Annotated in this window: 27 protein-coding genes, 1 pseudogene and 1 other annotated feature; of the genes and pseudogenes, 20 read left to right on the top strand and 8 right to left on the bottom strand. The window is 41.3% G+C overall.

What is annotated here, in order from left to right; genetic code table 11:
• Nucleotides 1–43: 43 nt before the first annotated feature.
• The 4 genes from BK049_RS16365 to BK049_RS19610 are packed head-to-tail and all read left to right on the top strand — an operon-like array spanning nt 44 to nt 3315.
• Nucleotides 44–1393, top strand: a complete 1350-nt coding sequence (locus BK049_RS16365; protein WP_008358779.1) for a coproporphyrinogen-III oxidase family protein — start codon at nt 44–46, stop codon at nt 1391–1393.
• Nucleotides 1393–2649, top strand: a complete 1257-nt coding sequence (locus BK049_RS16370) for an MFS transporter (protein WP_071168972.1) — start codon at nt 1393–1395, stop codon at nt 2647–2649. The genes BK049_RS16365 and BK049_RS16370 overlap by 1 nt, the downstream gene beginning before the upstream one ends.
• Entirely contained in the window at nt 2618–3157 is a 540-nt protein-coding gene (locus BK049_RS16375) for a DinB family protein (protein WP_008358776.1), read from the top strand. Before BK049_RS16370 ends, BK049_RS16375 begins: the two co-directional genes overlap by 32 nt.
• 14 nt (nt 3158–3171) lie before the next feature.
• Complete coding sequence (locus BK049_RS19610) at nt 3172–3315, top strand: hypothetical protein (RefSeq protein ID WP_155887863.1); 144 nt, start codon at nt 3172–3174, stop codon at nt 3313–3315.
• Nucleotides 3316–3379: 64 nt separating this feature from the next.
• Here BK049_RS19610 and proC read toward each other — a convergent pair whose 3' ends face one another.
• Nucleotides 3380–4207 carry a pyrroline-5-carboxylate reductase gene (proC, locus tag BK049_RS16380; protein ID WP_008358774.1) on the bottom strand — a complete coding sequence of 276 codons (828 nt, stop codon included), beginning with the start codon at nt 4205–4207 and terminating at the stop codon, nt 3380–3382.
• 41 nt (nt 4208–4248) lie between these two features.
• Nucleotides 4249–4461, bottom strand: a binding site (T-box leader).
• A gap of 170 nt (nt 4462–4631) precedes the next feature.
• Here proC and BK049_RS16385 point away from each other — a divergent pair.
• Nucleotides 4632–5582 carry an MBL fold metallo-hydrolase gene (locus BK049_RS16385; RefSeq protein WP_008358771.1) on the top strand — a complete coding sequence of 317 codons (951 nt, stop codon included), beginning with the start codon at nt 4632–4634 and terminating at the stop codon, nt 5580–5582.
• Nucleotides 5583–5594: 12 nt separating this feature from the next.
• The gene (locus BK049_RS16390; RefSeq protein ID WP_008358769.1) at nt 5595–6371 is read left to right on the top strand and encodes an SDR family NAD(P)-dependent oxidoreductase; all 777 of its coding nucleotides are present in this window, start codon (nt 5595–5597) and stop codon (nt 6369–6371) included.
• 52 nt (nt 6372–6423) lie between these two features.
• Here the strand turns inward: BK049_RS16390 and BK049_RS16395 are convergent, their stop codons facing one another.
• Nucleotides 6424–7752, bottom strand: a complete 1329-nt coding sequence (locus BK049_RS16395) for a CoA-disulfide reductase (protein WP_071168973.1) — start codon at nt 7750–7752, stop codon at nt 6424–6426.
• A gap of 187 nt (nt 7753–7939) precedes the next feature.
• Here BK049_RS16395 and coaA point away from each other — a divergent pair, with 187 nt between their 5' ends.
• Complete coding sequence (gene coaA / locus BK049_RS16400; RefSeq protein WP_071168974.1) at nt 7940–8899, top strand: type I pantothenate kinase; 960 nt, start codon at nt 7940–7942, stop codon at nt 8897–8899.
• 32 nt (nt 8900–8931) lie between these two features.
• On the opposite strand, the gene BK049_RS16405 is transcribed toward coaA, so the two are convergent.
• The 4 genes from BK049_RS16405 to BK049_RS16420 form a co-directional block, all read right to left on the bottom strand.
• Nucleotides 8932–10167 (bottom strand): MDR family MFS transporter, encoded by a 1236-nt coding sequence (locus BK049_RS16405; RefSeq protein ID WP_008358765.1) that lies wholly within the window; start codon nt 10165–10167, stop codon nt 8932–8934.
• Nucleotides 10168–10402: 235 nt separating this feature from the next.
• Nucleotides 10403–10747, bottom strand: a complete 345-nt coding sequence (locus BK049_RS16410) for a YolD-like family protein (RefSeq protein ID WP_071168975.1) — start codon at nt 10745–10747, stop codon at nt 10403–10405.
• A 15-nt stretch (nt 10748–10762) separates the two neighbouring features.
• Complete coding sequence (locus tag BK049_RS16415; RefSeq protein WP_071168976.1) at nt 10763–11995, bottom strand: DNA polymerase IV; 1233 nt, start codon at nt 11993–11995, stop codon at nt 10763–10765.
• A 141-nt stretch (nt 11996–12136) separates the two neighbouring features.
• Nucleotides 12137–12586, bottom strand: coding sequence for a YfmQ family protein (locus BK049_RS16420; RefSeq protein WP_071169249.1), 450 nt, complete (start codon nt 12584–12586; stop codon nt 12137–12139).
• Nucleotides 12587–12799: 213 nt separating this feature from the next.
• Between BK049_RS16420 and BK049_RS16425 the strand changes: the two genes are divergently transcribed.
• The 5 genes from BK049_RS16425 (at nt 12800) to BK049_RS16445 (ending at nt 16657) form a co-directional block, all read left to right on the top strand.
• Nucleotides 12800–13354, top strand: a complete 555-nt coding sequence (locus BK049_RS16425) for a GNAT family N-acetyltransferase (protein ID WP_082194745.1) — start codon at nt 12800–12802, stop codon at nt 13352–13354.
• Nucleotides 13351–14331 carry a GNAT family N-acetyltransferase gene (locus BK049_RS16430; RefSeq protein WP_071168977.1) on the top strand — a complete coding sequence of 327 codons (981 nt, stop codon included), beginning with the start codon at nt 13351–13353 and terminating at the stop codon, nt 14329–14331. Before BK049_RS16425 ends, BK049_RS16430 begins: the two co-directional genes overlap by 4 nt.
• A gap of 111 nt (nt 14332–14442) precedes the next feature.
• Nucleotides 14443–14769 carry an iron-sulfur cluster biosynthesis family protein gene (locus tag BK049_RS16435; RefSeq protein ID WP_008358751.1) on the top strand — a complete coding sequence of 109 codons (327 nt, stop codon included), beginning with the start codon at nt 14443–14445 and terminating at the stop codon, nt 14767–14769.
• 12 nt (nt 14770–14781) lie between these two features.
• Nucleotides 14782–15021 (top strand): YqkC family protein, encoded by a 240-nt coding sequence (locus tag BK049_RS16440; protein WP_008358750.1) that lies wholly within the window; start codon nt 14782–14784, stop codon nt 15019–15021.
• 373 nt (nt 15022–15394) lie between these two features.
• Nucleotides 15395–16657: a response regulator aspartate phosphatase gene (locus BK049_RS16445; RefSeq protein ID WP_008358747.1), complete on the top strand. Its 1263-nt coding sequence runs from the start codon at nt 15395–15397 to the stop codon at nt 16655–16657.
• 25 nt (nt 16658–16682) lie between these two features.
• Here BK049_RS16445 and BK049_RS16450 read toward each other — a convergent pair whose 3' ends face one another.
• Nucleotides 16683–17651, bottom strand: a complete 969-nt coding sequence (locus tag BK049_RS16450) for an alpha/beta hydrolase (protein WP_071168978.1) — start codon at nt 17649–17651, stop codon at nt 16683–16685.
• Nucleotides 17652–17731: 80 nt separating this feature from the next.
• On the opposite strand from BK049_RS16450, the pseudogene BK049_RS16455 reads away from it, so the two are divergent.
• Nucleotides 17732–17956: pseudogene (locus BK049_RS16455) on the top strand (YqkE family protein).
• Nucleotides 17957–18040: 84 nt separating this feature from the next.
• On the opposite strand, the gene BK049_RS16460 reads toward BK049_RS16455, so the two are convergent.
• On the bottom strand, nt 18041–18970 hold the full coding sequence (locus BK049_RS16460; protein ID WP_071168979.1) for an aldo/keto reductase: 930 nt from the start codon (nt 18968–18970) through the stop codon (nt 18041–18043).
• A 167-nt stretch (nt 18971–19137) separates the two neighbouring features.
• Here BK049_RS16460 and BK049_RS16465 point away from each other — a divergent pair, with 167 nt between their 5' ends.
• The 7 genes from BK049_RS16465 to fur all read left to right on the top strand — a co-directional run bounded on the left by BK049_RS16465 (nt 19138) and on the right by fur (nt 24379).
• Nucleotides 19138–19695 (top strand): NUDIX hydrolase, encoded by a 558-nt coding sequence (locus BK049_RS16465; RefSeq protein WP_008358739.1) that lies wholly within the window; start codon nt 19138–19140, stop codon nt 19693–19695.
• Entirely contained in the window at nt 19692–20873 is a 1182-nt protein-coding gene (locus BK049_RS16470; protein ID WP_071168980.1) for a TIGR00375 family protein, read from the top strand. Before BK049_RS16465 ends, BK049_RS16470 begins: the two co-directional genes overlap by 4 nt.
• Complete coding sequence (locus tag BK049_RS16475; protein ID WP_008358734.1) at nt 20860–21312, top strand: GNAT family N-acetyltransferase; 453 nt, start codon at nt 20860–20862, stop codon at nt 21310–21312. The genes BK049_RS16470 and BK049_RS16475 overlap by 14 nt, the downstream gene beginning before the upstream one ends.
• Before the next feature lie 268 nt (nt 21313–21580).
• Nucleotides 21581–21802: a hypothetical protein gene (locus tag BK049_RS16480; protein ID WP_008361820.1), complete on the top strand. Its 222-nt coding sequence runs from the start codon at nt 21581–21583 to the stop codon at nt 21800–21802.
• A gap of 111 nt (nt 21803–21913) precedes the next feature.
• Nucleotides 21914–23044, top strand: coding sequence for a S8 family peptidase (locus tag BK049_RS16485; protein WP_083381139.1), 1131 nt, complete (start codon nt 21914–21916; stop codon nt 23042–23044).
• Nucleotides 23045–23160: 116 nt separating this feature from the next.
• On the top strand, nt 23161–23805 hold the full coding sequence (gene spoIIM, locus BK049_RS16490; RefSeq protein WP_008361816.1) for a stage II sporulation protein M: 645 nt from the start codon (nt 23161–23163) through the stop codon (nt 23803–23805).
• A 121-nt stretch (nt 23806–23926) separates the two neighbouring features.
• Nucleotides 23927–24379: a ferric iron uptake transcriptional regulator gene (gene fur / locus BK049_RS16495; protein ID WP_003215577.1), complete on the top strand. Its 453-nt coding sequence runs from the start codon at nt 23927–23929 to the stop codon at nt 24377–24379.
• The last annotated feature ends 112 nt before the right edge of the window (nt 24380–24491 follow it).

Here is a 24491-nt window from a genome sequence, read left to right on the forward strand (position 1 = left end):
AGGACTAAAAATAGATGAGAGTTGGGTGAGAGAATTGTCAAATATGAAAAATTATTATGAAGAGCATCCGCCTTTATGGAATTTTCTTTATCCGTTTTTTGGTCAATCTAGCCAAGAAGGAGCACAATCTCGTGTGACAGAATTCATCCAAAAAGAACGAACATTTCAAAAGGGGAAAAATGCTTTATATTTACATATCCCTTTCTGTGATACCATCTGTTCGTTCTGCCCCTTTATTAAATCCACAAAATATGAGCCTATGATCGGAAAGTATATTGATGCTTTAATCAATGAGATGCGCATTCTATCACAATCTCCTAATATTCAAAAAATGACTTTTGATGTGGTATTTGTTGGTGGAGGGACTCCTTCCATTATGCCTCCTGAGCTGATTTATCGACTTTCGACTGCAATAAAAGAAAACTTCACATTGTCACCTGACTATGAATGGACTTTTGAGTGTGAAGCAAAGACAGCTACAACAGAAAGAGTGGCTGCCATGTCTGAAGGTGGAGCAAATAGAGGGAGCTTTGGTGTCCAAACATTAAACGAACATTATCGGAAAATGTTCAATTTAACTGCTAGTTTTGATCAAATCTCTCAGACGGTAGACTTAATGAAGCGGCATTTCCAATCCTATAATATTGATTTATTATATCAGCTGCCTGGGCAAACGAAAGAAGAGATGATAGAGGACATAAATGGTGTGATGGCATTAGGAAGCACAAGTATTGATACGTATCCATTAGAATACATTGCATGTTCAAAGGGATGGTTATCAAAAATAAATAAAGGCAAAGTTCCTATGCCGCCAAATCCTAAAGAAAAGTTTGAGTTTAGCGACACACTCTATCGTCACTTAAAAACGAAGGGCTGGCATCAAAATTATGTCTATACGTTTATGGCTCCTGAGCATCAAAATAAACGTTTTCAATATGGCGAAGTGATTTACGGTGGTTATGAAGATCAATATATTGGACTTGGCACAGGTGCCATCTCGTACATGCAAGGCATGATATGGTCAAATGAAGGAAATACCCAAAGATACATCGAAAGCCTGACAACTCAAGAATTACCTATTGTCAAATCTAGAGAGTATCATGCTTTTGATAGAAGACTCGTCTTTTTCCCTAAAACAATGAAAATAGAAAAAGCACATCTTAATCAAATGCCAAAGCGTGAAGAGATTTATCGCAAACTAGAATTACTCATGTTGAGAGGGATCGTGGAGGAGGCGGAGCAATATTTTGTGATAAAAGAAGAAGCGAAACCTTGGTATCCTGCGATTTTAGTTGATCTTATACCAGAAAAAGAAAGAGCTAATTATGATCAAGCCGTCGAGTTTATGCAAAAAGAATTAGGCTGGTATGAGACGACAGAGGTGCTCCTCTAATGATTTTAAAGAAAGAAACGACATCTCTTTTTAAAAATCAGCACTTTGTCAGTTTCTTTATTGGACAAAACTTATCTGCTTTTGGAGATTGGTTTAGAACGATCGCTACGATTGGCTTAATCTATGAACTTACTGGCAGAGCGACTCACCTAAGTATTCTATTTATTTGTTCAATGCTTCCTCTCATTTTAACATCTATGCTTTTAAGCCCAATTATAGATAAGTTTTCTTACAAGAAAGTTTTAATTTTTGCAGATTTGGCACGCTTTATCATAGGACTAGGCTTTGTTTTAGTAGTTACATTGAATGTGACACCGTTTATCCTTTATTTTTTACTAGCGTTAAATGGTGCTTTTTCAGGTATATACTTGCCTGCTCGTTCATCTATGATTCCTGAAATCCTAGATAAAGAGCAGCTTTCTAAGGGAAATAGTATACTGGCAACGTCTTTTAGTGCCTCCATGCTGATTGCGACAGGTGTGGGCGGGTTGGTCACAGAAATCTGGTCCGTTTCCACCATTTATTTGGTGGATGCGATGACATTTTTATTATCAGCTATGCTGCTAATCCCTATTAAAGCGAAAGAAACGTCTGAAAAAAAAGAGTATGTGTCATATGTTCAAAGCTTTAAAGAGGGCATTGAAGAAATCAAAGGGTCGCCCAAAATTCAAAGTGCCATATGGATATTGATGTCTAGAGAATTCGCTTTAAGCATTGTTTATGTCATGTTTAGTTTGTACATTTTAGAAGTAGCAAAGGAAGGGAATTTTGGCTTAGGGCTTGGACATACAATAAGTGGACTAGGGCAAATAATCGGAGGAATTACACTCGCAGCTTATTTTAAAAAAGTGAAATTCTCCTTTCAGTTTTATAAAAGATGGTCAACGATATCGATCATATTGTTAGCGATATTACATGCGCTTTCCTATCAACAAACAAATTTTATTGGATTTTTATTTGTTGTTTTATTAGCAAATCTATTATACAGCCCAGTCGAAGTTTTGTACTCTACAAATATTATGACATATGCAAGCAGTCATTTAAGAGCCCGGGTTTTTTCGGCTGGACTTGCATTATCACGCATATTTTATATTAGTGGATTTATCATCATGGCGTTCATCGGAGATTTGATTCCTATACATGTCATTGCTATGTGTATGGCAGGTCTTTTGATATTAGCTGGTTTGATGAACAACTTATTGTTACTAAAAGAGAAACCGCAAGATGAATCCAAAAGAGAAATGCATTCACTATAAAGGAGACTTTGATTACGCAATGGAAACTGGAAAATTAACAAAAACAGAAATCGTCACATCGCTTCAAAGGAGTATTCGTGAGCTTGAGGAGCTAGTGCAGGCTTGTGATGAGCACACATTAGATCAATCTTTAGGAGAAGGCAAGTGGTCTATTAAACAAATCACTGGCCATTTGTATGATACAGAGGAAGTCTGGTCAGAGCGGATAGAGCAGGCACTTTCAAATGAGAACACACCTTTCCAATCGTATGATCCTGAGATTTATGTGAAGGAAAGAGCTTATGAAAGGTACACCGCACAAGAGATCCGTGCATTGCTTGAGCGCCTAAAAGAGAGCAGAAACAACACACTCCAGCTATTACACAAGGATACATGGGATTGCTCTGGTCTCCATCCTGAAGAAGGGGTGATGACAGTCCAAATCTTAGCTGAAACCATTGCTTTACATGAAAATCATCACCTCGCCCAAATAAAAGCCATCCTATCCATGAACAAATCATCTATATGAGGAGGTGCTAATCAATGAAGCACCAAGAATTGTTGATTGATGTTCATTTTTATCAAGCGCGTGATTATCTAATAGAACAAGCCGTTTCAACAAAAGAACAGAAAGAACCAAAAGATCAATCACACTGCTTGAATTCAATGACGAGCGAGAAAAAATAGATGGATATATGTAAAAAAGCACCTGTCATGGGACTGACCCCATCAAAACAGGTGCTTTTCTATATTATTTATACGTACTTGCTGAAAACATGTCGTTTAATTCTGCTGCACGTTTTGTCGCTGTTTTCACACAATCGACAATCGCTTCTTCAAATTGATAGGAAGCAAGTGTGTTCAGTCCAGCCTCTGTCGTTCCGCCTTCACTGGTAATTTCTTTGCGCAGTTCAGCAGGTTCCTTTCCGCTATCTTGCAGCATATTAGCAGCCCCTGCAATCATTTGACAAATGAGCAATTTCGCTGTCTCTTGGTCCATCCCAAGCTCCGATGCACCTCGCTCCATTCCTTCAATCAAATGATAAATAAAGGCAGGACCGCTGCCCGCAATGGCTGTGACCGCATTCAGCTGTGATTCATCTAAGACCGTCACATGACCGATCGTTTCAAACAGCTCAACCGCCTTTTTCTTTTGTGCCTCTGTGACTTCATCACTTACGGCAATGCCGGTTGCAGATTGCTGAATCGCCGCTGAAGTATTTGGCATAGCGCGAACCACCGCCGTTTTCCCGCCGGCATAATGTTGAATGGTTTCAATAGAAATACCCGCCAAAATAGAAACGATCAGCTGTCCATTCAAATGAGGACGTACATCAGCAATCCCGCTTTCCGCATCTTTTGGTTTTAAAGCAAACACCAAAATATCAGCTTCATCATAAATAAAGGAACGGGAGAAGTCTGTTTTGACTCCATAACGTGTCTTTAATTCATCTAATCGTTTTTTGTTTGATTTATTTGTGACAATGATATCTTCATTTGACATCATGCCGCTTTTTAATAACCCTTTGATCATAGACTCGGCCATCGAGCCTGCACCGATAAATCCAATTTTACTCATCAGCTGCTCCTCCTTGTAGAAAATAAAAAAACCTCTCGTCTGCAAAGGACGAAAGGTTTTTTCGCGGTACCACCCTCAATTAGCATGCAATCATGCATACTCAGCTCTAGTCCCTTAACGCGGGAAACGTTTAGGTTTGCCTAACAGCTCAAAGGGCAGGTTCAGCAAATAAGAGGATGGTGAAGTCTTACAGCCGGCGGACTTCACTCTCTTGCATCATTATTTTGCTTACTAATCCTTGTCATCGCGCATCATATATTTGTTGTTCATTATGCAACGATGGACAAGTTTGTGTCAATAGGGGAGATAGAAAAAAATTGACTATCCAAACCGCATGACAGTCTGCCCTTTGCAAGATACAATGAATAAAGAAGCGTAAATGGTGATGATCCATGAGTCAAAAAGCAGGAGATGACGTATAAAAGTGAAAGAAGAAATCATTCAATTATCCATTCCTACACCGTTTGCTGTGGGGGATGTCCATGCATATGTATTAAAAGGTGACGCGGTGACCTTAGTGGATTGCGGGCCAATGACACAAGAAGCGCAGCATGCCTTTGTTACGCAATTAAAGGAACATCATTTATCAATAGACGATATTGATCAAGTGGTTTTGACACATCATCATGCAGATCATGTCGGTCTTTTAGATCTGATGAAACCTCATGTCCGTGTGATCGGACATGAGCTGAATGAGCCCTATATTAGTCAGGATTCAGCGTTTAAACAGCGCCAAATCATTTTTATGGATGATTTTTTTCAGCAGTTAGGTGTGCCGCTTCGTCAAAGTGAGTGTGAAAGAATCGTGAAGCAGTCCTATACATATTCTTGTACTGCGCATGTTCATGACGTCATAAGGGAAGGCGATCGTTTGAAGGGGCATGATCACTTCCTAGTCATGGAGACCCCAGGACATGCACAGTCTCATCTTTCTTTTTTAGATGAATTAACAGGGAACTTCATTGGTGGCGATCTACTGCTCACGACCATTTCTTCAAATCCATTAATGGAGGCGCCGGTGAAAGGAAAAGAACGTCAAAAATCGCTGCTTCAATATAAAGCATCGCTCAAGCGGTTATTGCAGTTGCCAATCAAGACAATTTATCCAGGTCATGGTCAGCTGATCACATCTCATCATGAATTGATCGAAGAAAGATTTAAGAAACAAGAGAAACGGGCAAATACGATGTATCAGCTGCTCAAACGAAAAGAAATGACGGCCTTTCATCTTTGCCGCAAGCTATTTCCAGTGTTGTATGAAGAAGCCCTATTTTTAACGATGTCCGAGACAGTAGGTCAGCTCGATGTGCTCTTAGCGGCTGGACAAATTGAAGAAGTGCAAAAAGACGGAACCCTCTATTACCGGGCGAACTAAGGAGTGAAACGTATGGGAAGATTAACAGGAAAGAGAATATGGATTACAGGTGCATCTGGCGGTATTGGTGAAAAGATGGCGTATTTGGCAGCCGCCCAAGGAGCAGAAATCATGATTTCCGCACGACGACTTGAAAAGCTCACGGATGTGAAAGAAAAGATTATGAGCGCTGGCGGGGTGTGTCACATCGTAGAGCTTGATGTCAGTCAGTTTGAGGACATTGATCGAGCCTATCAAGAAGTGGGTGCTGTTGATATTTTGGTCAACAATGCCGGCTTTGGGGTATTTGATCTTGTAGAGGATGCATCCATTGAGGAAATGGTGTCAATGTTTGAGGTCAATGTATTTGGTTTAATTGCCTGCACGAAAAAGGTCATTCCAGAGATGAAACAAAGGGGACAGGGACATATTATCAATATCGCGTCTCAGGCAGGGAAAATTGCCACCCCTAAATCAGCGATCTATTCGGCATCTAAGCATGCTGTTCTCGGATTTTCAAACAGCCTTAGAATGGAGCTCGCAGACTGCGGGATTCACGTTACGACGGTGAACCCAGGGCCGATTGCCACAGACTTCTTTACCATTGCAGATCGCAGCGGTGAATATGTGAAAAACGTGGATTTTATGATGCTTAGTGCTGACAAGGTGGCAGGAAAGGTCGTGTCAGCCATGATGACGAAAAAAAGAGAGATTAATTTACCAGGCTGGATGAATGCTGGCAGTAAGCTGTATCAATTATTCCCATTTTTATTTGAAAAAGCAGCACGTAAAGCGATGATGAAAAAATAACAAAAAAAGAAACCGGTCACAGCTGGTTTCTTTTTTGATTTTTAAGTGGTTTTTATGTTCGTCTTGCCGCTTGCTGAAGCGGGTCCCATACACTGTTAAAAGGCGGTGCATAGCTAATATCTAAATCTTCAAGATCTGTCACCGTCAGCCCCTGGTAAAGAGCAGCTGCCATGACATCAATGCGTTTATCTACACCGTCTTGACCAATAATTTGGGCGCCGAGCAAGGTATGGTCATCGCTTCTATAAATCAATTTCACTTTCATTTTCTGCGCATGTGGGTAATAGCCAGCGTGATCTGTACTGTCGATGGTCATCGTAGAGAAAGGAATATTCGCTTCCTTTGCTTCTTTCTCTGATAGGCCCGTTCGTCCTGCTGTCATGTTCATGAATTTCATCACCGCTGTTCCAGTTACGCCTTGAAACGCCCGGTTGGTTCCAGTCATATGAAAGCCTGCGATTCTTCCTTGTTTGTTCGCTGTTGTGCCAAGCGGAATATAATCCAGTTCTTTCTTCAAACGATGATAGGTCGCTGCGCAGTCACCGGCTGCATAAATGTCTTTTACATTGGTCTGCATGTATTCATTCACAACAACTGCACCATTTTGTAGACGATTAATTCCTGTGCTGTCTAAAAAGGATGTTTGCGGAGTGACACCAACGGCGATGATGACCATGTCTGTTTCAATGGTCTGTTTGTCTGTTTGAACAGCTGTTACATATGTCTTGCCCTTTAATTTTTGCACTGTTTCACCAAGTACCACGTGAATGCCTTGATTGTCCGCTTCTTCTTTCAGATATTTTGCCATATCGGGATCAAAGCCTGGACCAAGTGTTTTACCCCGCTGAATGATATGAACGTCTTTTCCCAGCGCTTTTAAATTTTCAGCCATTTCTAAACCGATATATCCTCCACCAATGATCGTGATATGTGTGACGTCTTTTTTTAGATTGTTTAAAATAGACAAGGCATGCGGGATTGTTTTTAATACGTGAACACCTTCTAATGAATGGGTGTTTAGATCAAGTGTGACGGGGCTTGCTCCCGTTGCGATCAAGAGCCGGTCATAGCTTTCTGTAAATGGCTCTTTTGTTTTTGTGTGAAGACCTGACACCGTTTTTTTCTTCGGGTCAATCGAGGTCACTTCGTGTAAGCCTCTAGCATCAATTCCATATTTGTCACGAAAGGTTTCGGCGCTGCGTGCGATGAGTTTCCTGTGATGATCAATGAGACCGCCGATCAAGTAGGGGAGTCCGCACTGTCCATATGAGAAAATCTCTCCTTTTTCAAAAGCAACAATGTGTGCGTCTGGATCCTCTCTATATATTTGCATAGCGCAGCTCATTCCTGCTGCATCTCCGCCAATCATCACATATTTCATTTGGTGTGCTCCCTTCTATCTATCAAACTGCATACTCTTATTTACCCTCATTTTCCTTTATTTAATGCTTTTTTTCGCAAAAGAAGCAAACTTTCGTTGAAAAATAAAGACAGCGCCTTCATTTTAAGCTACAATCGGATTATCGTCTTTTTGGTTATGAGTTTAGTGAAGATTGGTGGGAAAGATTTTGACTGACGAACGGCTTGATTTTAATACACTATATACACGCCATACGAGAGAGGCCTGGGCCGCTCTTGGAGAATATATGCCGGTATCTGTTTCAGAAGAAGAAGTGAGAGCGCTTCAAGGATTAAACGACTACTTATCGCTAGAAGAAGTTCGAGATATTTACATACCGCTTATTCGTTTTCTGACATTACATGTCTTTGCAGAAAAACAAAAAAATCAGCATGTGAATGCTTTTTTAAACTACCCGCACCATGCCAAAATTCCCTTTTTAATTGGGATTGCTGGAAGTGTGGCTGTTGGGAAAAGCACGACTGCACGTATCATTGAAACACTTTTATCAAGGCTTGGAGATGGGCTGAAGGTGAGTCTCGTAACAACGGATGGCTTTTTGTATCCTCAAAAAGAGTTAAAGGATCGAGGACTGATGGAAAAGAAAGGATTCCCAGAAAGCTATGATGTCAAAGCGCTTCTTTCGTTTTTAAATGAACTGAAATCAGGTAAACAAACTGTGCATGCACCTGTGTATTCACATCTTACCTATGACCGGCTGGAAGGGGTTTACGAAACAGTGGAGGATGCAGATATTGTCATCATTGAAGGAATCAATGTGCTGCAATCCCCAGCGCTGGATGATCTGAAGGATGAACCACGCGTGTTTGTATCCGATTTCTTTGATTTTTCGATTTATGTGGACGCCGCTGAAACACAAATTCAATCTTGGTATAAAGAGCGGTTTCGCTTGTTGCGGGAAACAGCCTTCCAAGACCCTGAATCCTTCTTTCATCAATACAAGGATTTGACGGATGAAGAAGCGGATCAGATGGCAAGTACGATTTGGAATACAGTGAACCGGCCGAACTTATATGAAAATATTTTGCCGACAAAGTATCGGGCTGACCTCATATTAAAAAAAGGCGACCAGCATAAGGTGGAGGAGATTGCTATCCGCCGGGTATAAAGATCAACCGCTCACACAAGAGAGCGGTTTTTTTAATGACCTCCGCTTACTTTCACAGCCACGGCAGCGGCCGTTCGTTTTTTTAGGCGGTAGTATCCGATGAGTAAGAACGGGACGCCTGCAACGGTGACAATCGCCAAGACTGAAAAAATGGAAAGGGGATGGGCTGCGCCAAATAAGTCAATACACAATCCTCCGGCAAACGGTCCGACGACGCTGCCGAGCTGAGAAAACCCCATTGCGCCGAAGTACGATCCTTTCACTTCAGGTTTGGCAATATTGTCCACAAAAAGATCCATCATCGCAAATAGCAGAACTTCACCAATCGTAAACACGACAATGATGAGAGCAAGCGCACCAAGACTTTGTGAAAAAGCAATGGCAAACAAACTGCCTGCTAGAAGAATATTCCCAGTAGTCAACGACAAAATGGTCGAGTAGCGCTTGGCGATCATAATCAGCGGGTACTGAACGACAATGACAACAACTGCGTTTAAGGATAAAAGATACCCAAATAGCTTAGGGCCATCCTCAATCATAGGGGATGCCGATAAATATTGAGGCAGTGTTGAGCTTAGATGTGAATATCCGAACGAACATAAAGTCACACCGATGAGGATGATGCTAAAGACCGTATCTTTCTGGATAATAGAAAGGGCTTTTTTGACACTGATTTGTTTGGTGTTTTCTGGAGCAGCAACGGGATGCTTTTGAAATTGCCATGCCAGCGTGAATCCGTATAAAAAGTAAATGAAGGCAGCAACGAGAAATGGAAATGTTGTTTTTGATGACCCGAGATATAAACCAAGCAGCGGGCCGAAGATGACACCAATGTTAATGGCCGTATACCGTAAATTAAAGACAAACAACCGAATGCTTGCGGGGGTCACATCTGATAAGAGCGCCTTAGATGTTGGCTCAAACAGCGCCCGGCACAGTCCATTTAAAGCATTCATAAAAAAGAAGACCCAAATGGCATCTGCAAACGCGAAGCCAACAAAGACAAGTGTCCAACCAAAGATGGATAAAAGCATCACCTTTTTTCTGCCGATTCGGTCAGAAATATAGCCGCCATAAAAGCTCGCAACGATCCCAATAAGAGAGCTGACGGCAATGATTAACCCAGCTGAAGAGGCTGAGGCGCCTTTGACTTGTGTCAAATAAACGGCCAAAAAAGGAATGCTCATGGACGTCGCCATTCGGCCAAATATCGTGCCGATGATGATCGTCCAACTAAGTGGATGTAAAGTGCGTAAATTATTTTTCATGCTGCGTCTCCCCTGCGTTTGTAAGATGTTCCAATCATACATGAAAAATTGTGCAAATTAAATACACAATTTGATGGAGGAGACATCCGTCATATGGCAGAGAAGCTCGAATCCCCCAGTGAATGGGAGAGGATATGTCGTGCTGCTGGTGCATAAAAACCTTGATGAGCAAGGGCTTTGTAGGAAAGGGAAGCGGACAATGCTCCACTGATTCGTCTGCTCATTTTACGAGAAATCAATCGAGATCAATGGCGATAATTTGCTCTAAGGAAAGGCTTAGCACATCTTCGTCATTCACCATTTTCATGCGCCGCGTTTCATAATGAATGGCTTTGACCCAGCCCCAAAACTGTGCTTTCATGCCTGATGCGACATACGTCACGCAAATCGCTTGATCCTCTGTAATAGACTGTGTGATCAAAAAATTCATTTCCTCTAGCTGATCGGAGCTGAGCGGAAGAGACGTGTATTCCTGTTTCTTTCGTTTTTGAGCAAGAAGCTGCTCCCGGTGCTCTGGCAGCATCATTCGGCTTGATTCCCACATGATGTTGTATCCAGGTGTTAATTTATTGGGATTCATGGTTGTTCGCCTCCGTTATTTGTAATGCCCGCCAATTTTTTCGGCGCGGTGATATGCCTGGCCAGCACTTGTCAGTGACGAAGCATGCAGTAGTGCCGCAGGTCCATACTTCAAATGGATCGCATCAAATACTTTGCTGAGTCGATCTTTCTTCAAATGGTGATCAAATAAAGTCAGCTGATAGTGGCTGTCAGGCCGCAGCTGTGAGAGGGTGATACCTACACTGCGAATGGGCTGACCATCCCAGTGCTGCTGGCATAGCTGAATCGCAGCCTCTGCAATATCTGTGCCGTACTGTGTAGGTGAATGAAGCTTGATTTGTCGATGAAATCCTGTTGGATGTGAAAAATCAGCTCCTCTTACACCAACAGACACCGTTTGACCAAGATAATGCTTAAAACGTGCCCGTCTAGCCACTTCCTCACTCAATTCAAGAAGAGCGACTTTGATGTCCTCAAAAGACGCGTAATCATGGGGAAGGGTCATATGATGTCCAACGGCTTTTTGCTGATCATGTGTGTGAATAGTGACTGGTGAGGGATCGTGTCCTAAAGCTGTTCGCTGCAGGAGCTCCCCATTGATTCCCCAGCGTTTTTTTAACCGGTCCAACGGATAAGCAGCAAGTGTCCCAATGGTACTAATGCCCATTCGTTTTAAATGATGTTCCATTCGTTTGCCAACGCCAAATAATTTCCCAATCGGGAGCGGCCATAAATCAGCAGCAACTCGGTCGGCACTCAGTTCATAGATGCCGGATGTGTTTTTTTTGGCAAAATGGTCACAGGCCATTTTAGCGAGCACTTTGTTAGGGCCGATGCCCACACGTGCGTAAATGCCAGTCTGGTTCATAATCGTTGTTTGTATATGTTGAGCGATCTCGCGCGGAGAGCCGAATAGTGTAAGACTGCCTGTAATATCAAGAAACTGTTCATCAATGGAATATGGCTCGACAAGGTCTGTGTATTGTTCAAGCAGTTCTGTAATCATGACAGAGACATCGAGATAGCGCTGCATACGTGGACGTACAACCACTGCTTCAGGACATTTCTCCTGTGCTTCCCATAACCTTGATGCATTTTGTACGCCACGTTTCTTAGCGAGAGGGCAGGCTGCCAGGACGACTCCGCTTCTTCGCTCTGGATCTCCAGAGACAATGAGCGGCACATTCTCTAAATGAGGCGCCTCCACCTTTTCTACTGATGCATAAAATGACTGCATATCCACAAGCAGAATCGCTCGTTCATTCATTGTACTTCACCTCTTAGAACATATGTTCTATATCTATTGTAAACAACATGAGGTGAAATTCATACTGGTAAATCATTCAAAAGCTGTCCATACAAAAAAGACGAAGTGATTAACACTTCGTCTCGTCTGCTGCAACGATTGTTAAGCATGTGCCAGGCTGTGGAAAGTTTGGAGCGGTTCAGAACGCAAACGGTAAGCCGTAAGCTTTTTCTTTGGCTTATGTGTAAACTGCCGAACCACGTCCACATGGTCATCATAATGGAACAGATAAAGGGTGACATCGTGCTTACCAAGCTTTGTTTGCATCGTAAGCGGCGCCGGCCCTTCATTTGGATGAAGAAAACGCTCCTCATCACCAGGATAAATATAGTAGCGTTCAATAAAGATCGCGTCATTAAAGTGTTGAATGACTTCAGATGCTCGCTGCTCATCAAGCGAACGACCTTGAAAAGTAATATTTGTTTGCTCACTTGTTACTTTTGCATGAACCGCATAACGACTCAGCAGGCGTTCGACCACACCAGAAGGCAGCGAGGTGACAAGCAGCTTTAAAAGACTAAACACAACAAGTGAAATAACAACCCAAACCAACATGATCATCTCCAATAAACATTTGTCACATTTCCTATAGGGTTCATCTTAACATAACCAAAGAAAGAAACTTTCGCACAAAAAGTGAACTTTTTGAAATAAGTGTGAAGATTTAAAAGGAGATGGCGGCTGAAAGACGAAGAACCAACAAAGTTAAACTGAAAAAAGGCTGGCACACTGTCTTTACAACCATCTGATCAGACAGGTAGACTATTGAAACAATCTCTTTTTTGTGAAAAAAACGATTCGAATAAGAAAAGACAAAATGAGAAAAGGGGCGAGGCCATCATGATACGCCAAGTGAAGCCGTCGGATTTTTACGCAGTCACATCCGTCATCCAAAGCTGGTGGGGAGGCAGAGATTTGCGTGCAAAATTGCCAAAGCTATTTTTTGAACATTTCCAGCAAACAAGTTTTGTCGTCGTCGAAAAAGGAGAACTGATCGGTTTTTTAGTTGGTTTTTTATCGCAATCTCATCCGGATGAAGCCTATATTCATTTTGTTGGCGTACATCCCGATCACCGTAAATTAAAAATAGGCAAAATCCTCTATCAAGCTTTTTATGAAGCGGCTGAAAAGGAAGGGAGAACAACGATTAAGGCCGTCACAGCTCCTGTTAATAAAGTCTCCATTGCTTACCATACAAAACTCGGTTTTCAGATAGAAAAGGGAGATAAAACAGTAGATGGCATCTCTGTCTTTTCAGATTACGATGGAATTCATGAAGACCGTGTGTTATTTATGAAGAAGCTGGAGGTGAAAAAATGATCATCCAGCTGGATCAAAAAAATAAGGAACAAGCAAAACAGATATTACACATCCAATTGGCCGCATATCAGATGGAGGCAGAGCAAATTGGCTATCAAGATTTACCGCCCTTAAAAGAAATAGTTAAAGATGTAATGGATGCAAATGAGATATTCATAGGGTTTGAAAAAGAAGGCTCTTTGTTAGGGATCGCTTCATATGAAATGCATGAGGACCGGGTCGTTCTCAGCCGGTTAGCTGTGCATCCTCATGGTGTCCATCAAGGGATTGGAACAGAGTTGATGCAGGCTATTATCGAGCATCATCTGCCAATCGAGCTCACAACGGCGGAAGCAAATAGACCAGCGATCCGGCTCTATGAAAAACTCGGGTTTAAACAAACGGCCCGTTTGCAAGTAGAAAACAATCTCATGTTAATAAAGATGGAACGTTCAATGCTTCGGAAGGTGGAAGTGGTTGAATATGAAACGAGCTGGCAAGAACAATTTCATCATGAGCTAGACAAACTGAAGAAGGCAGTGGGTGACAACTGGGGAGATGGTCACCATATTGGCAGTACGTCGATTAAAGGAATGGCCGCAAAGCCTATTATTGATATTCTGCTAGAGGTGAAACAGATCAGCAAGTTAGATGAATGCAGTCATCTGTTTAGTGAGCTTGGTTATGAACCGCTAGGAGAAAACGGACTCAAAGGAAGACGTTTTTTTAGAAAAGGCGGCTTACAGCGATCACATCACATTCACGCCTATGAAGCTGGACATGAGGATGTAAAAAGACATTTAGTGTTCCGTGATTATTTAAGAGCAGCACCAGGTCGTGCCAAGGACTATGCAGACAAAAAGCGCCAATTAGCGAAAGCACACCCAGAGGATATGGCAAGCTATATAAACGGAAAAAATGCGATCATTAAAGAAATTGAGCAAGAGGCGTTCAATTGGTCAAAGCAGCTTGAAACAAACAATCAGGCAAGAGAATGACCATTACATAGAACAAGATCATCTAAAGCATTCACTGGCAAGGGCGCGAACATGTTTAATTGATGGCTGATATGTTACAATGTAACAATCAATGAAAAAAGGATGTTCGTCATGTATATTCATATAACGGAACCAGCAGCAGCCTTTCTTACAAAAAGGCAAGCAGAGCATAAAACAAAAGAACTGCTCCTTCGCTATGATTCAGATGGATGCGGCTGTGCAGTAAGCGGTGTACCAATGATTTGGCTGACAAGCGAAAGAACAGGTGAGTGGGAACAGCTCAAGCATAATCAACCATTTCACCTATATATACACACAGCACAAAAGGTGTTTTTTGACGAGGAAATGACGATTGATTTTAATGAAAAAGCCAATACACTTATGTTGAAAAGTCCTCAACAAATACTCAGCCCGAGAATGGGTATACTTGTAAAGTAAGGTGGAAAAGTAGTGGATCAAAAGCTGAAAGTGATACAAAACACGGCACAAAACAAAACGTGGGTGTCGTTTTTAAATAATAATCATCCTTATAGCCTTTTGCACTGGTCAATTGGTGGAATGGATTCAGTGAAAAAGGACGTCTGGCTTCTTCAAGATGAAGTCACATTTAAAACAGAAGAATTTCCAACGCTTGAATTAGCTGTCAATTGGATCAAAGAGAATATGGATCAAGTAACAGATGTCTTATAAAAAGCCTTTTGTTGTTGATATGATCCCCTCTAAGCAGATGGTGTAAAAGCCCAAGAAAATATCTTGGCTCTTACACAATACTTGGAGGGGATTTTTTTCGTGTCATCATCATCTCATCAAACAGCAGAGCTGTCTAACTTGAAAAATGATCTTTTCAAACGATAAAAAGCAGGTTTTAACAACCATTTCGACAAAATGAGAAAAATGGAAATGAATAAATAGAGGCTATAAATGCCGAAAAATAGGCAATGGAAGCGTTTATTGCGGGATACCGAAAACTTTACGAAAAACGACATTTCATATTTCTTCCATTCGTGGAAATATGATAGAATACAACATGTATCGTATATGAGAAGGGAGGTGCTAAGGTGAATTGAAGCTCAAGCTGTCATCGCCTCAGGTTGGAATCAAAATAAACGAATGGTATAGACAGATTTGCGGATTTCATGTCATGAAGGCAGAGAAACTGAAGGCCGAGATCGAGCAGGAAATCCTTGAGATGGAGCAGGATCAAAACTTGCTGCTTTTTTACCAGCTGATGGATTTTCGCCATAAAGTGATGCTTGAATATTTTGAACCGGCAAAGAAAGCTTCGAATGATGAAGAAATTAAGAAGCTTTTAGAAACGATCGAACATTCGCAAACAAAATTAACGGACATGCTTGAATACTATGTTCATTTTTTTACAGGAATGTTTGAATTTGAACAGAGAAACTATTTGAGCGCTATTGCTTATTACCGTTCCGCAGAAAAAAAGCTCAATCTCATATCAGATGATATAGAAAGAGCAGAATTTTATTTTAAATTAGCAGAAATATACTACCACATGAAACAAACCCACTTTTCGATGCACTATGCTTTGCAAGCGTTAGATACGTACGCTGCCTACAGAACGTACACGCTGAGAATCATCCACTGTGAATTTGTCATCGGTGCAAACTATGATGATTTGAAATGCTATGAACATGCATTACCCTACTTTAAAAATGCTCTAAAGCGAGCACGCTCAATTGGAAACCCTCGAGTCATAGGTTCGGCCCTTTTCAACTTAGGTAACTGCTATTACCAAATGAACGATCTTGCCGCAGCAAGTCGTTATCTCAAAGACTCTCTTGAAGTGTTTGAAAAGGAGAATTTAACCCATCTAAATCGCTCTCTAGACCCACTATTTATGCTGACACAAATCCTGTTTAAACAAAAAAGAATAGAAGAGTCGTTAACCCTCTATCAACAAGGTATTATGAAAGCCTGTGAATTAGAAGATGAAATTTACATCTGCAAATTTCAGTTTTTAAAAGCATTATACGTTGATGCAGAAATAAAAATCATAGACGATACATTAGATTTGTTGGAGGACAAGCGCTTGTACCCGGATATTGAGGAATTGGCACTTGATGCAGCTCATTATTATAATGAGCTTGGATTATTTGAAGTATCTACCCGGTATTACGAAAGGAAAATTCAAGCTATATCAAAAATTCAAAATGGAGGTCATTTATATGAAAATGAGTTTGATAGTTCTTTTATTGGCAGCAACTGCAGGGTTATCGGTCATGAGTCAGCAGCAATCGGAAGAGAGCCATATGGAGCTGGCGGGCAGACACCATACAACAGTGGTGACTATCGCATAAGTTAGCTAAAAAGAGGAGACGAACCGCTGTTCATTCTCCTCTTTCATTTTCATTGAGTTTAAATGTTTGAAGAAATGCCTGAACCTCTTGTTCATATGCTTCCTTATTTTCACTATAGGACATCGCATGCGCACCATGAGGCGCAATAAATAGCCGTTTATCACCCTTTTTTCGTGCATATAACTGCTGACTTTGCTCACAGGGAATATAGTCGTCATAAAGGCTATGGATAAAAAGAACAGGTTCTTTCACCTTGTCAATCACATCAAGAGGGGACACCTGCCTGATGCGATATCCGTCCCGCCATTTTAACACTAGATCACTTAATGGAAGAATCCATTGACCTGAAAGTCGAAAATCCGTTTTTAATCGATACACAAGCTGATCCTGAAAAGAAGCAAAAGGACAATCAGCTATGTAAAAATTGGCGCTTGCTTCCGGTTTTGCAGCATATAGTAAGGTCGTGACTGCGCCCATTGATTCTCCGTGTATACCAATGATGGCACTTTCCCCGAGTCTTTGTCTCAGCCACTTTACCACCTGAGCTAAATCTTCTTTTTCATAAAATCCATAACTAGTCGTTTTTCCGCCGCTCATTCCGTGTCTTCTATGATCATAAAGCATCACATTCCATCCGAGCTTTTGGAATAATTTCATATACTTAACGGAATTGATCAGACTGACTGTGACGCCGTGGCAAAGCACGATGGTGCGGGTTGTATGTGGAAGCGGCACAAAATAGCCATGAAGATCATAACCAAATGCTGAAGGAATACAAACTTTCTCTTTTTGAAGCTGTTGAAATTCCTCGTGATGATAATGCCCTTCATCTGATTCTCGTTTGATGAGCTCTTCGTCCGTTAATCTACGAATATACATCATTTTATTAGTGAAAAAAATACCGATTGCAGTGAGTGGAAATAATATCAAAGCAAGTATAACGATCCATTTCTTCTTCAAGCTGATTCTTCCTTTCCGAAGTTCTTCTATGATGATCATACCACATGTTGGGAGATTGGCGTGACTCTTGCTCAGCAAATAAAACGGATGATACACTAAGGCAAAAGGAGAGAGGCAAAGTGAAAAAGACTAAGCAAGACCAAGCAAAACTGAAAGACGGCATAAAGGATGATGTGAAACAGTAGCTCCTTCAAATGAAGCAGAATCTCGCCGTTGAGACAGAAAAAAGAGAAGAACAAAAACGACAAGACCTCCTTCGGCAACAGAAAGAAAAAGAAAAAAATAAAAGCTTCTCAGAGCTGCTAGATGAAAGTCATTTAGACTGGAGAAAGTATAAAAGCTAACTAAAAAAGAGATCACTTGATGTGATCTCTCAGATTGTTGACAAAGGGCTAAAATACTCTTTATTTAAGCCCTTTGTCTTCTTTTTACGTTCGATTGACACGATGCGTCTCATACACAGACTGTTTTGTGAAATACATCAAAGCTTTTACTTCTTGATCGCTTAAAGAACGTGCATTGGCTGCTGCCACATTTTCTTTTAACTGTTTCACCGAGCTTGCGCCAAAAACAACCGAGCTGACAGTAGAATGCTTGAGCAAGTATTGAATGGACAGTTCAGTGAGCGATAGGTCATAAGCGACTTTCTTTAATGAAGGAATGACTTGCTGAAGCTCTTCAAATGAGTATTGAAGATAACCGTTTTTTTGAATCGCTGCACTTGCTTGAGAGAGCGGTTTTTCAGTTAAAAGCCCTTTCGCTAAAGGACCTCTAGCGACGACACTAATGCTTTGTTCTTCAAGAAGAGAAAACCATTCTTCTGGACGGCGGTCGAGTAAACTATATTGCATCATCACACTCACAATGTTCGATTTTTTGGCATATTCTTTAATGACATTTGGACGAATAGACGATATGCCGTAATAGCGAATGACGCCTTCTTCCACTAATTCTTCAAACGCCTCAATGGTTTCATCAATTGGGTCGTCAATTGTGCCCCCGTGCAATTGATATAAATCAATATAATCTGTTTGAAGCCGTTTGAGGCTCTGTTTCACGGCCTCTTTTATGTACGCCTTTGAAGGGTCCCAGTCCCAGCCCGGCTTGCCTTTTTCAAAGCGGTTGCCCACTTTTGTGGCCAAAATCAAATCTTGCCGTCTGTTCTTAATGGCCTCCCCGACAATTTCCTCATTTGTCCCAAAATCATATAAATCGGCTGTATCCAAATAGTTAATCCCAAGATCAATGGCTTCATCTAATAAAGAGAGCGCTTTTTCTTTTTCAGTTCCAAGTGACATACATCCTAGTGCCGCCTCACTAACCAAAAGATCAGAGGTGCCAATTCGTCTTTTTTTCAATTCAATCACACTCCTATCCTTTCACATTAAGTGAAAAAATTCTGGAATTCAAGCCAGGTGATTTCAAAGGGTGCATTGAAGCGGCCCTTGGCTTTTCGCTTCTCCTAAATCATCTATGTTAAAATGAATGAAGTGAAAAGTGAAAGTAGAACGAGGAGCTGACAAAATTGAAGGACTTTGAAGAAAAAACATTATCATCTAAAGAGTTATATAAAGGAAAAATCATTGACTTGGTTCTTGAAGATGTAGAATTGCCTAATGGAAAACAAGGCAAACGAGAAATCATCAAACATCCAGGTGCAGTAGCAGTTATTGCACGTACAGACGAAAATAAAATCATTTTGGTCAAGCAATACAGGAAAGCACTTGAGAGAGCCATTGTTGAAATTCCAGCTGGAAAATTAGAACAAGGTGAAGAGCCGGCACATACAGCACTAAGAGAATTAGAAGAAGAAACCGGGTACACGACTCAGCAGCTGAAAAAGCTGACGGCCTTTTACACATCTCCTGGGTTTGCAGATGAAATTGTTCACATGTATCTGGCAGATGAGCTGGTTCCGCTTGAAGAAAAAAGAGAGCTGGATGAAGATGAATTTGTCGAAGTGATGGAAGTGACATTAGAAGAAGCGCTGCACCTCATCGAAAAACAGCAGATTTATGATGCAAAAACAGCCTATGCCATCCAATACTTACAACTGCAAGAGGTACTTGAGTCTACAAAATGAGGGAGTTCTTTGCAGATATCCATATTCATATTGGCAGAACGAGAACAGGCAGAGCTGTCAAAATTACAGGTGCAAGGTCACTGACCATTGATCAAATTCTAATAGAAGCGTCACAAAGTAAAGGGATGGGGATGATTGGTGTGATTGATGCACAATCTCCTGAAGTCCTAGAAGAATTGATAGAAGGTGTAGAGGAAGGCACGTACAAGGAGTTAAGCGATGGCGGTCTATCATTTGGACAAACCGTTTTGCTTTTAGGCAGTGAACTAGAAATCAATGACGGCCATTCAAAGGGGCCGATTCATGTGCTGGCTTTTATGCCCACATTACACAAAATGTCCGAGTTTTCCGCATGGCTCTCTCTTTACATGAAAAATGTGCATTTGAGCTCACAGCGCCTATATGTTGATGGGAGAACGCTTCAGCATAAGGTAAAGGAGTTTGGCGGATTATTTATTCCTGCGCATATTTTCACGCCGCACAAAAGTTTATACGGCAAAGGGGTAAACACTTCTTTAACAGAAGTATTCGATCCAGAGCTCATTGATGCTGTTGAGCTTGGTCTTAGCTGCGATACGTCAATGGCCTCCCAGCTAAGTGAGCTAAATCGCTATCCTTTTTTAACGAATTCAGATGCTCATTCCTTAGGGAAAATTGCGCGAGAATATACGAAAATTCGAATGGATCATGCTTCTTTTACTGAATTCGAGCTAGCCCTTCAAGGAAAAGATGGCCGAAGCATCACAGGAAATTATGGGCTCGCTCCGCGGCTTGGAAAGTATTATCATACGACCTGTGAGAAATGCGGGGTAAGACCTGACAGTCAGGATCAAGAAAAGTGCAAAGCATGCGGCCATACCCGAATGACCAAAGGGGTGAGTGAGCGTTTAAAGGAGCTTGCTGACCAAGAAAGTGATCATGGAAAGAGACCTCCTTATGTTCATCAGCTCCCGCTTCAATTTATTCCGGGCGTTGGGGCCAAAACATTAGAAAAGCTGAAAGCCGTTTTTCACACAGAAATGAACATTCTTCATCAAGCAACAGAACAAGAACTAAAAGCTGTCCTGCCAAAAAAAACGGCCAATTACATTATCAAAGCGAGAAAGGGAGAAGTCGGACTGATCGCTGGTGGAGGCGGCGTCTACGGCAAGGTGGATATCAATCATGAGTCAACTTAAATGGACATGTCAAACATTTGAACAATTGTCTAAAGAAGACCTTTACCTTATTTTAATGGAAAGAGTGAATGTGTTTGTCGTAGAACAAGCATGTCCTTATCCTGAAATTGATCATCGTGATCAAGATGCTCTTCATTTCATCGCAAAAGAGAATGGCACCATTGTCGCTTATTGCCGCATTTTCCAAAGCGGGATTATGTATAAGGAGGCGTCTATTGGCCGCGTCCTTGTGACGCAGGCAGGCCGGAAAAAAGGCTATGGGAAGATACTGCTCAGCAAGGCTTTAGAAAAGCTCAGTGAATTAGGAGAAACAAGTATCAAAATTCAAGCACAGGCGTATTTGAAATCGTTTTACGAATCATTTGGTTTCAAAGCGATCTCAGATTGTTATGATGAAGATGGGATTCCGCATCTTGATATGGTGAAAAAAGCAAGATAGACGTGTAGACGTCTATCTCAGATTGTTGACAAAGGGCTAAAATGAACTTTATTTTAGCCCTTTGTCTTCTTTTCAGCGTGACCTGAAAACCTTTGCAGTCTAGGAAGGACGAGTACCGGCGTGGAGCGAATTTGACATTCGTGAGCACCGGCACGCAGGACTGACACCGAATGCGAGGGTTTGTCTACACGCTGAGATAGACGTGTAGACATCTATCTTTTTCATATGACATCGTGTATCATAACGACAACGAAAGGGGTTTTGCCAAATGGGAAAAAGCAAAGCAAAGAAAAAGCGAGAACATATTCAAAGGCAGCGCAGCCGAAATCCAGAACGGTCGAGAGGGAACATGGCGCATTTTAGCACTCACGAAAGAAAGACAAAAACAAAACAAGAAGCTTTGCAGCACATGATGAAAAAACATAAAGACAGGAATGCTTATGATCACTATGAACAGGATCATAAGCATTTTTATTTTGCTTTTTTGTGACAAGTAGATCAAATAAATGGAAAATTTTTAAAAAATAGGACAAATGGTCGTTTCTTTTTGTCTAAAAATGTAGTTAAATGGCAAAAAGCAATGAAAGGGAGAGTGAGTATCGTGAACGTCAAGTCATTGGGAGCAGGATTTTGTATGGCAAGTATGCTGCTGGCATCCATCACGTTCGGCGCATCAGATATATCTGCAGAGGAGCAAGCAAAAAAAGAGTATATCATCGGCTTTTCTTCTTCCGTTCAAGACAAAACACAAAAACAGCTTGTAGAAAAAGCTGGCGGCCATGTGAAAGAATCAATAGAACAAATAGATATAATGAAAGTTTCATTGAATAAAGCATCAAAAGAAAAACTGAGCCAAGCAAAAGAAGTGACCTTTATTGAGGAAGACCAAAAAGCAAAAACTAGCGGTCAAACCGTCCCATATGGCATCAAAAGCATCCAAGCACAAAAGGTACATAAACGAGGATATGCCGGTCAGAATGTGAAAGTAGCTGTTCTTGACAGTGGAATTGACGGCGAGCATGAAGATTTACACGTAAGCGGCGGTGTCAGCTTTGTTCCAACAGAGTCTGATCCGCTTGTCGATCCCCATGAACACGGAACCCATGTGGCAGGCACGATTGCAGCGCTAGATAATAAAATAGGTGTCGTTGGTGTTGCGCCAAAAGCTTCTATCTATGCTGTCAAAGTGGCAGATGAAAATGGTGACGGCTACTATAGCTGGATCATAAAAGGCATCGAATGGGCCATTGAAAATGACATAGATGTCATCAATATTAGTATGGGGGGAGCAAGTGAATCTGAAGCGCTGAAAGAGGCTGTAGATCGAGCGTATGACAAAGGGATTCTCATTGTGGCTTCTGCAGGGAATGCTGGAAGCTATGGTTCACTCAATACAATAGACTACCCGGCCAAATATGACTCCGTGATAGCTGTCGCATCTGTGGATCAAGGAAGGAAAAGAGCCTTTGATTCCTCTGTTGGTGAAGAGGTGGAAGTATCAGCACCAGGTGTTTCAACGTTAAGCACCCTTCCTCATAACGAATATGGCTATAAGAGCGGAACGTCCATGGCATCACCTCATGTTGCGGGAGCTGCAGCTGTCATTCTATCAAAACATCCGAATCTGACAAATGAAGAAGTGCGTGAAAGGCTTTCAAAAACGGCAATAAAGCTTGGAGACCCATTTTATTATGGAGCCGGGCTTGTGAACGTACAAAAAGCCGCACGATAAAGGAAACGAGAAAGCAGTGTGCAGGCTGCTTTCTCGTTTTTCTTTCAATAAAACTGTCATGTTTCGTATTCGCTCTCATAGAATCTAGTAACCTTTACTATTTGGGAGGAAGACGCATGCGGAAAAAGTCTTGGAAGGAACATCTTCTTCAGCACGTGAAAGATCATCTATCGATTTATTTGTTTGTTTCTGTGCTCTTTTTAATGGGTGTCATCTTTGGGGCCATCATCGTCAATAGTATGACAATGAGTCAGAAAGAGGATTTATTCTATTATTTACATCAATTTTTTGGACAGCTGACGAATGAGAAAGCAGCAGAATCAAAGGAAATGTTTGTGCAAAGCTTTCTGCATCATATGAAATATTTAGGTCTCATGTGGATACTCGGAATTTCCATTATTGGCCTGCCGCTCATCTTTCTCATGATCTTTTTAAAAGGGATTGTTGTTGGGTTTACGGTCGGTTTTCTAGTCAATCAAATGGGGCTTAGTGGATTTTTTCTTTCTTTTATATCGGTGCTTCCGCAAAATATCTTGCTCATTCCAGCATATTTAGTCATTGGGACTTGTGCGATTGCGTTCTCCATTCGGTTAATTGGACAGCTTTTCATGAAAAAAACCATCAGCCAAGCGCCAGTCCAGTGGTTTGGCCGGTATGCGTCTGTTCTGCTGATGATTTTAGCGCTTGCGGCCCTTTCGTCCTTTTTTGAATCATACTTATCATTCATGCTGATGAAAAAGCTGGCAGGTGTTCTTTTTTAAATTTTTTATAATTATTATTAAATAATAATCAATTTATTTATCAATTTAAAATGATTATAGTTGGCTCTCTGCACATCATTTGATATAATGATCAAGTAATGTGGCGTAGGAGGGAAAGTCAATGGAAAATCGGATTGATCGAATTAAGAAACAGCTTCATTCTTCCAGCTATAAGCTCACGCCACAGCGTGAAGCAACAGTAAGAGTACTGCTTGAGAATGAAGAAGACCATTTAAGTGCAGAAGATGTATACCTCCTCGTAAAAGAGAAGTCTCCTGAAATTGGTCTTGCTACTGTTTATCGGACGTTAGAATTGCTGACTGAACTGAAAGTTGTTGATAAAATTAACTTTGGAGACGGCGTTTCGCGATATGATCTTCGCAAAGAAGGAGCCGCTCACTTCCATCACCATCTTGTCTGCATGGAATGCGGGACAGTCGATGAGATAGAAGATGATTTATTAGAAGATGTTGAAGAGATTATTGAACGCGACTGGAAATTTAAAATTAAGGATCATAGATTGACATTCCATGGTATTTGCCACCGGTGTCATGATGATGAATCCGGCAAATAATCCGAATTGGAACCTTTTCATTCAAGATGAAAAGGTTTTTTGCATTTTCGCTGTATATTCCTTGTCCCACCTGGCATATGCTGAAGTAATGAAAAGATGAGAAAGGACATGA

The sequence above is a fragment of the Bacillus xiamenensis genome (assembly GCF_001857925.1).
GTDB lineage: Bacteria > Bacillota > Bacilli > Bacillales > Bacillaceae > Bacillus > Bacillus xiamenensis.

Excerpts from the sequence above, each read along its gene's own strand:
- BK049_RS16375 (WP_008358776.1), top strand. The coding sequence starts at position 2,618 with ATGAATCCAAAAGAGAAATGCATTCACTATAAAGGAGACTTTGATTAC.
- spoIIM (WP_008361816.1), top strand. The coding sequence starts at position 23,161 with ATGCGGAAAAAGTCTTGGAAGGAACATCTTCTTCAGCACGTGAAAGAT.
- BK049_RS16435 (WP_008358751.1), top strand. The coding sequence starts at position 14,443 with ATGTATATTCATATAACGGAACCAGCAGCAGCCTTTCTTACAAAAAGG.
- BK049_RS16390 (WP_008358769.1), top strand. The coding sequence starts at position 5,595 with ATGGGAAGATTAACAGGAAAGAGAATATGGATTACAGGTGCATCTGGC.
- BK049_RS19610 (WP_155887863.1), top strand. The coding sequence starts at position 3,172 with ATGAAGCACCAAGAATTGTTGATTGATGTTCATTTTTATCAAGCGCGT.
- BK049_RS16430 (WP_071168977.1), top strand. The coding sequence starts at position 13,351 with ATGATCATCCAGCTGGATCAAAAAAATAAGGAACAAGCAAAACAGATA.
- BK049_RS16365 (WP_008358779.1), top strand. The coding sequence starts at position 44 with ATGAAAAATTATTATGAAGAGCATCCGCCTTTATGGAATTTTCTTTAT.
- BK049_RS16405 (WP_008358765.1), bottom strand. The coding sequence starts at position 10,167 with ATGAAAAATAATTTACGCACTTTACATCCACTTAGTTGGACGATCATC.
- BK049_RS16450 (WP_071168978.1), bottom strand. The coding sequence starts at position 17,651 with ATGATCATCATAGAAGAACTTCGGAAAGGAAGAATCAGCTTGAAGAAG.
- BK049_RS16415 (WP_071168976.1), bottom strand. The coding sequence starts at position 11,995 with ATGAATGAACGAGCGATTCTGCTTGTGGATATGCAGTCATTTTATGCA.
- BK049_RS16370 (WP_071168972.1), top strand. The coding sequence starts at position 1,393 with ATGATTTTAAAGAAAGAAACGACATCTCTTTTTAAAAATCAGCACTTT.
- BK049_RS16410 (WP_071168975.1), bottom strand. The coding sequence starts at position 10,747 with ATGAATCCCAATAAATTAACACCTGGATACAACATCATGTGGGAATCA.
- BK049_RS16475 (WP_008358734.1), top strand. The coding sequence starts at position 20,860 with ATGAGTCAACTTAAATGGACATGTCAAACATTTGAACAATTGTCTAAA.
- BK049_RS16395 (WP_071168973.1), bottom strand. The coding sequence starts at position 7,752 with ATGAAATATGTGATGATTGGCGGAGATGCAGCAGGAATGAGCTGCGCT.
- proC (WP_008358774.1), bottom strand. The coding sequence starts at position 4,207 with ATGAGTAAAATTGGATTTATCGGTGCAGGCTCGATGGCCGAGTCTATG.
- BK049_RS16480 (WP_008361820.1), top strand. The coding sequence starts at position 21,581 with ATGGGAAAAAGCAAAGCAAAGAAAAAGCGAGAACATATTCAAAGGCAG.
- fur (WP_003215577.1), top strand. The coding sequence starts at position 23,927 with ATGGAAAATCGGATTGATCGAATTAAGAAACAGCTTCATTCTTCCAGC.
- BK049_RS16470 (WP_071168980.1), top strand. The coding sequence starts at position 19,692 with ATGAGGGAGTTCTTTGCAGATATCCATATTCATATTGGCAGAACGAGA.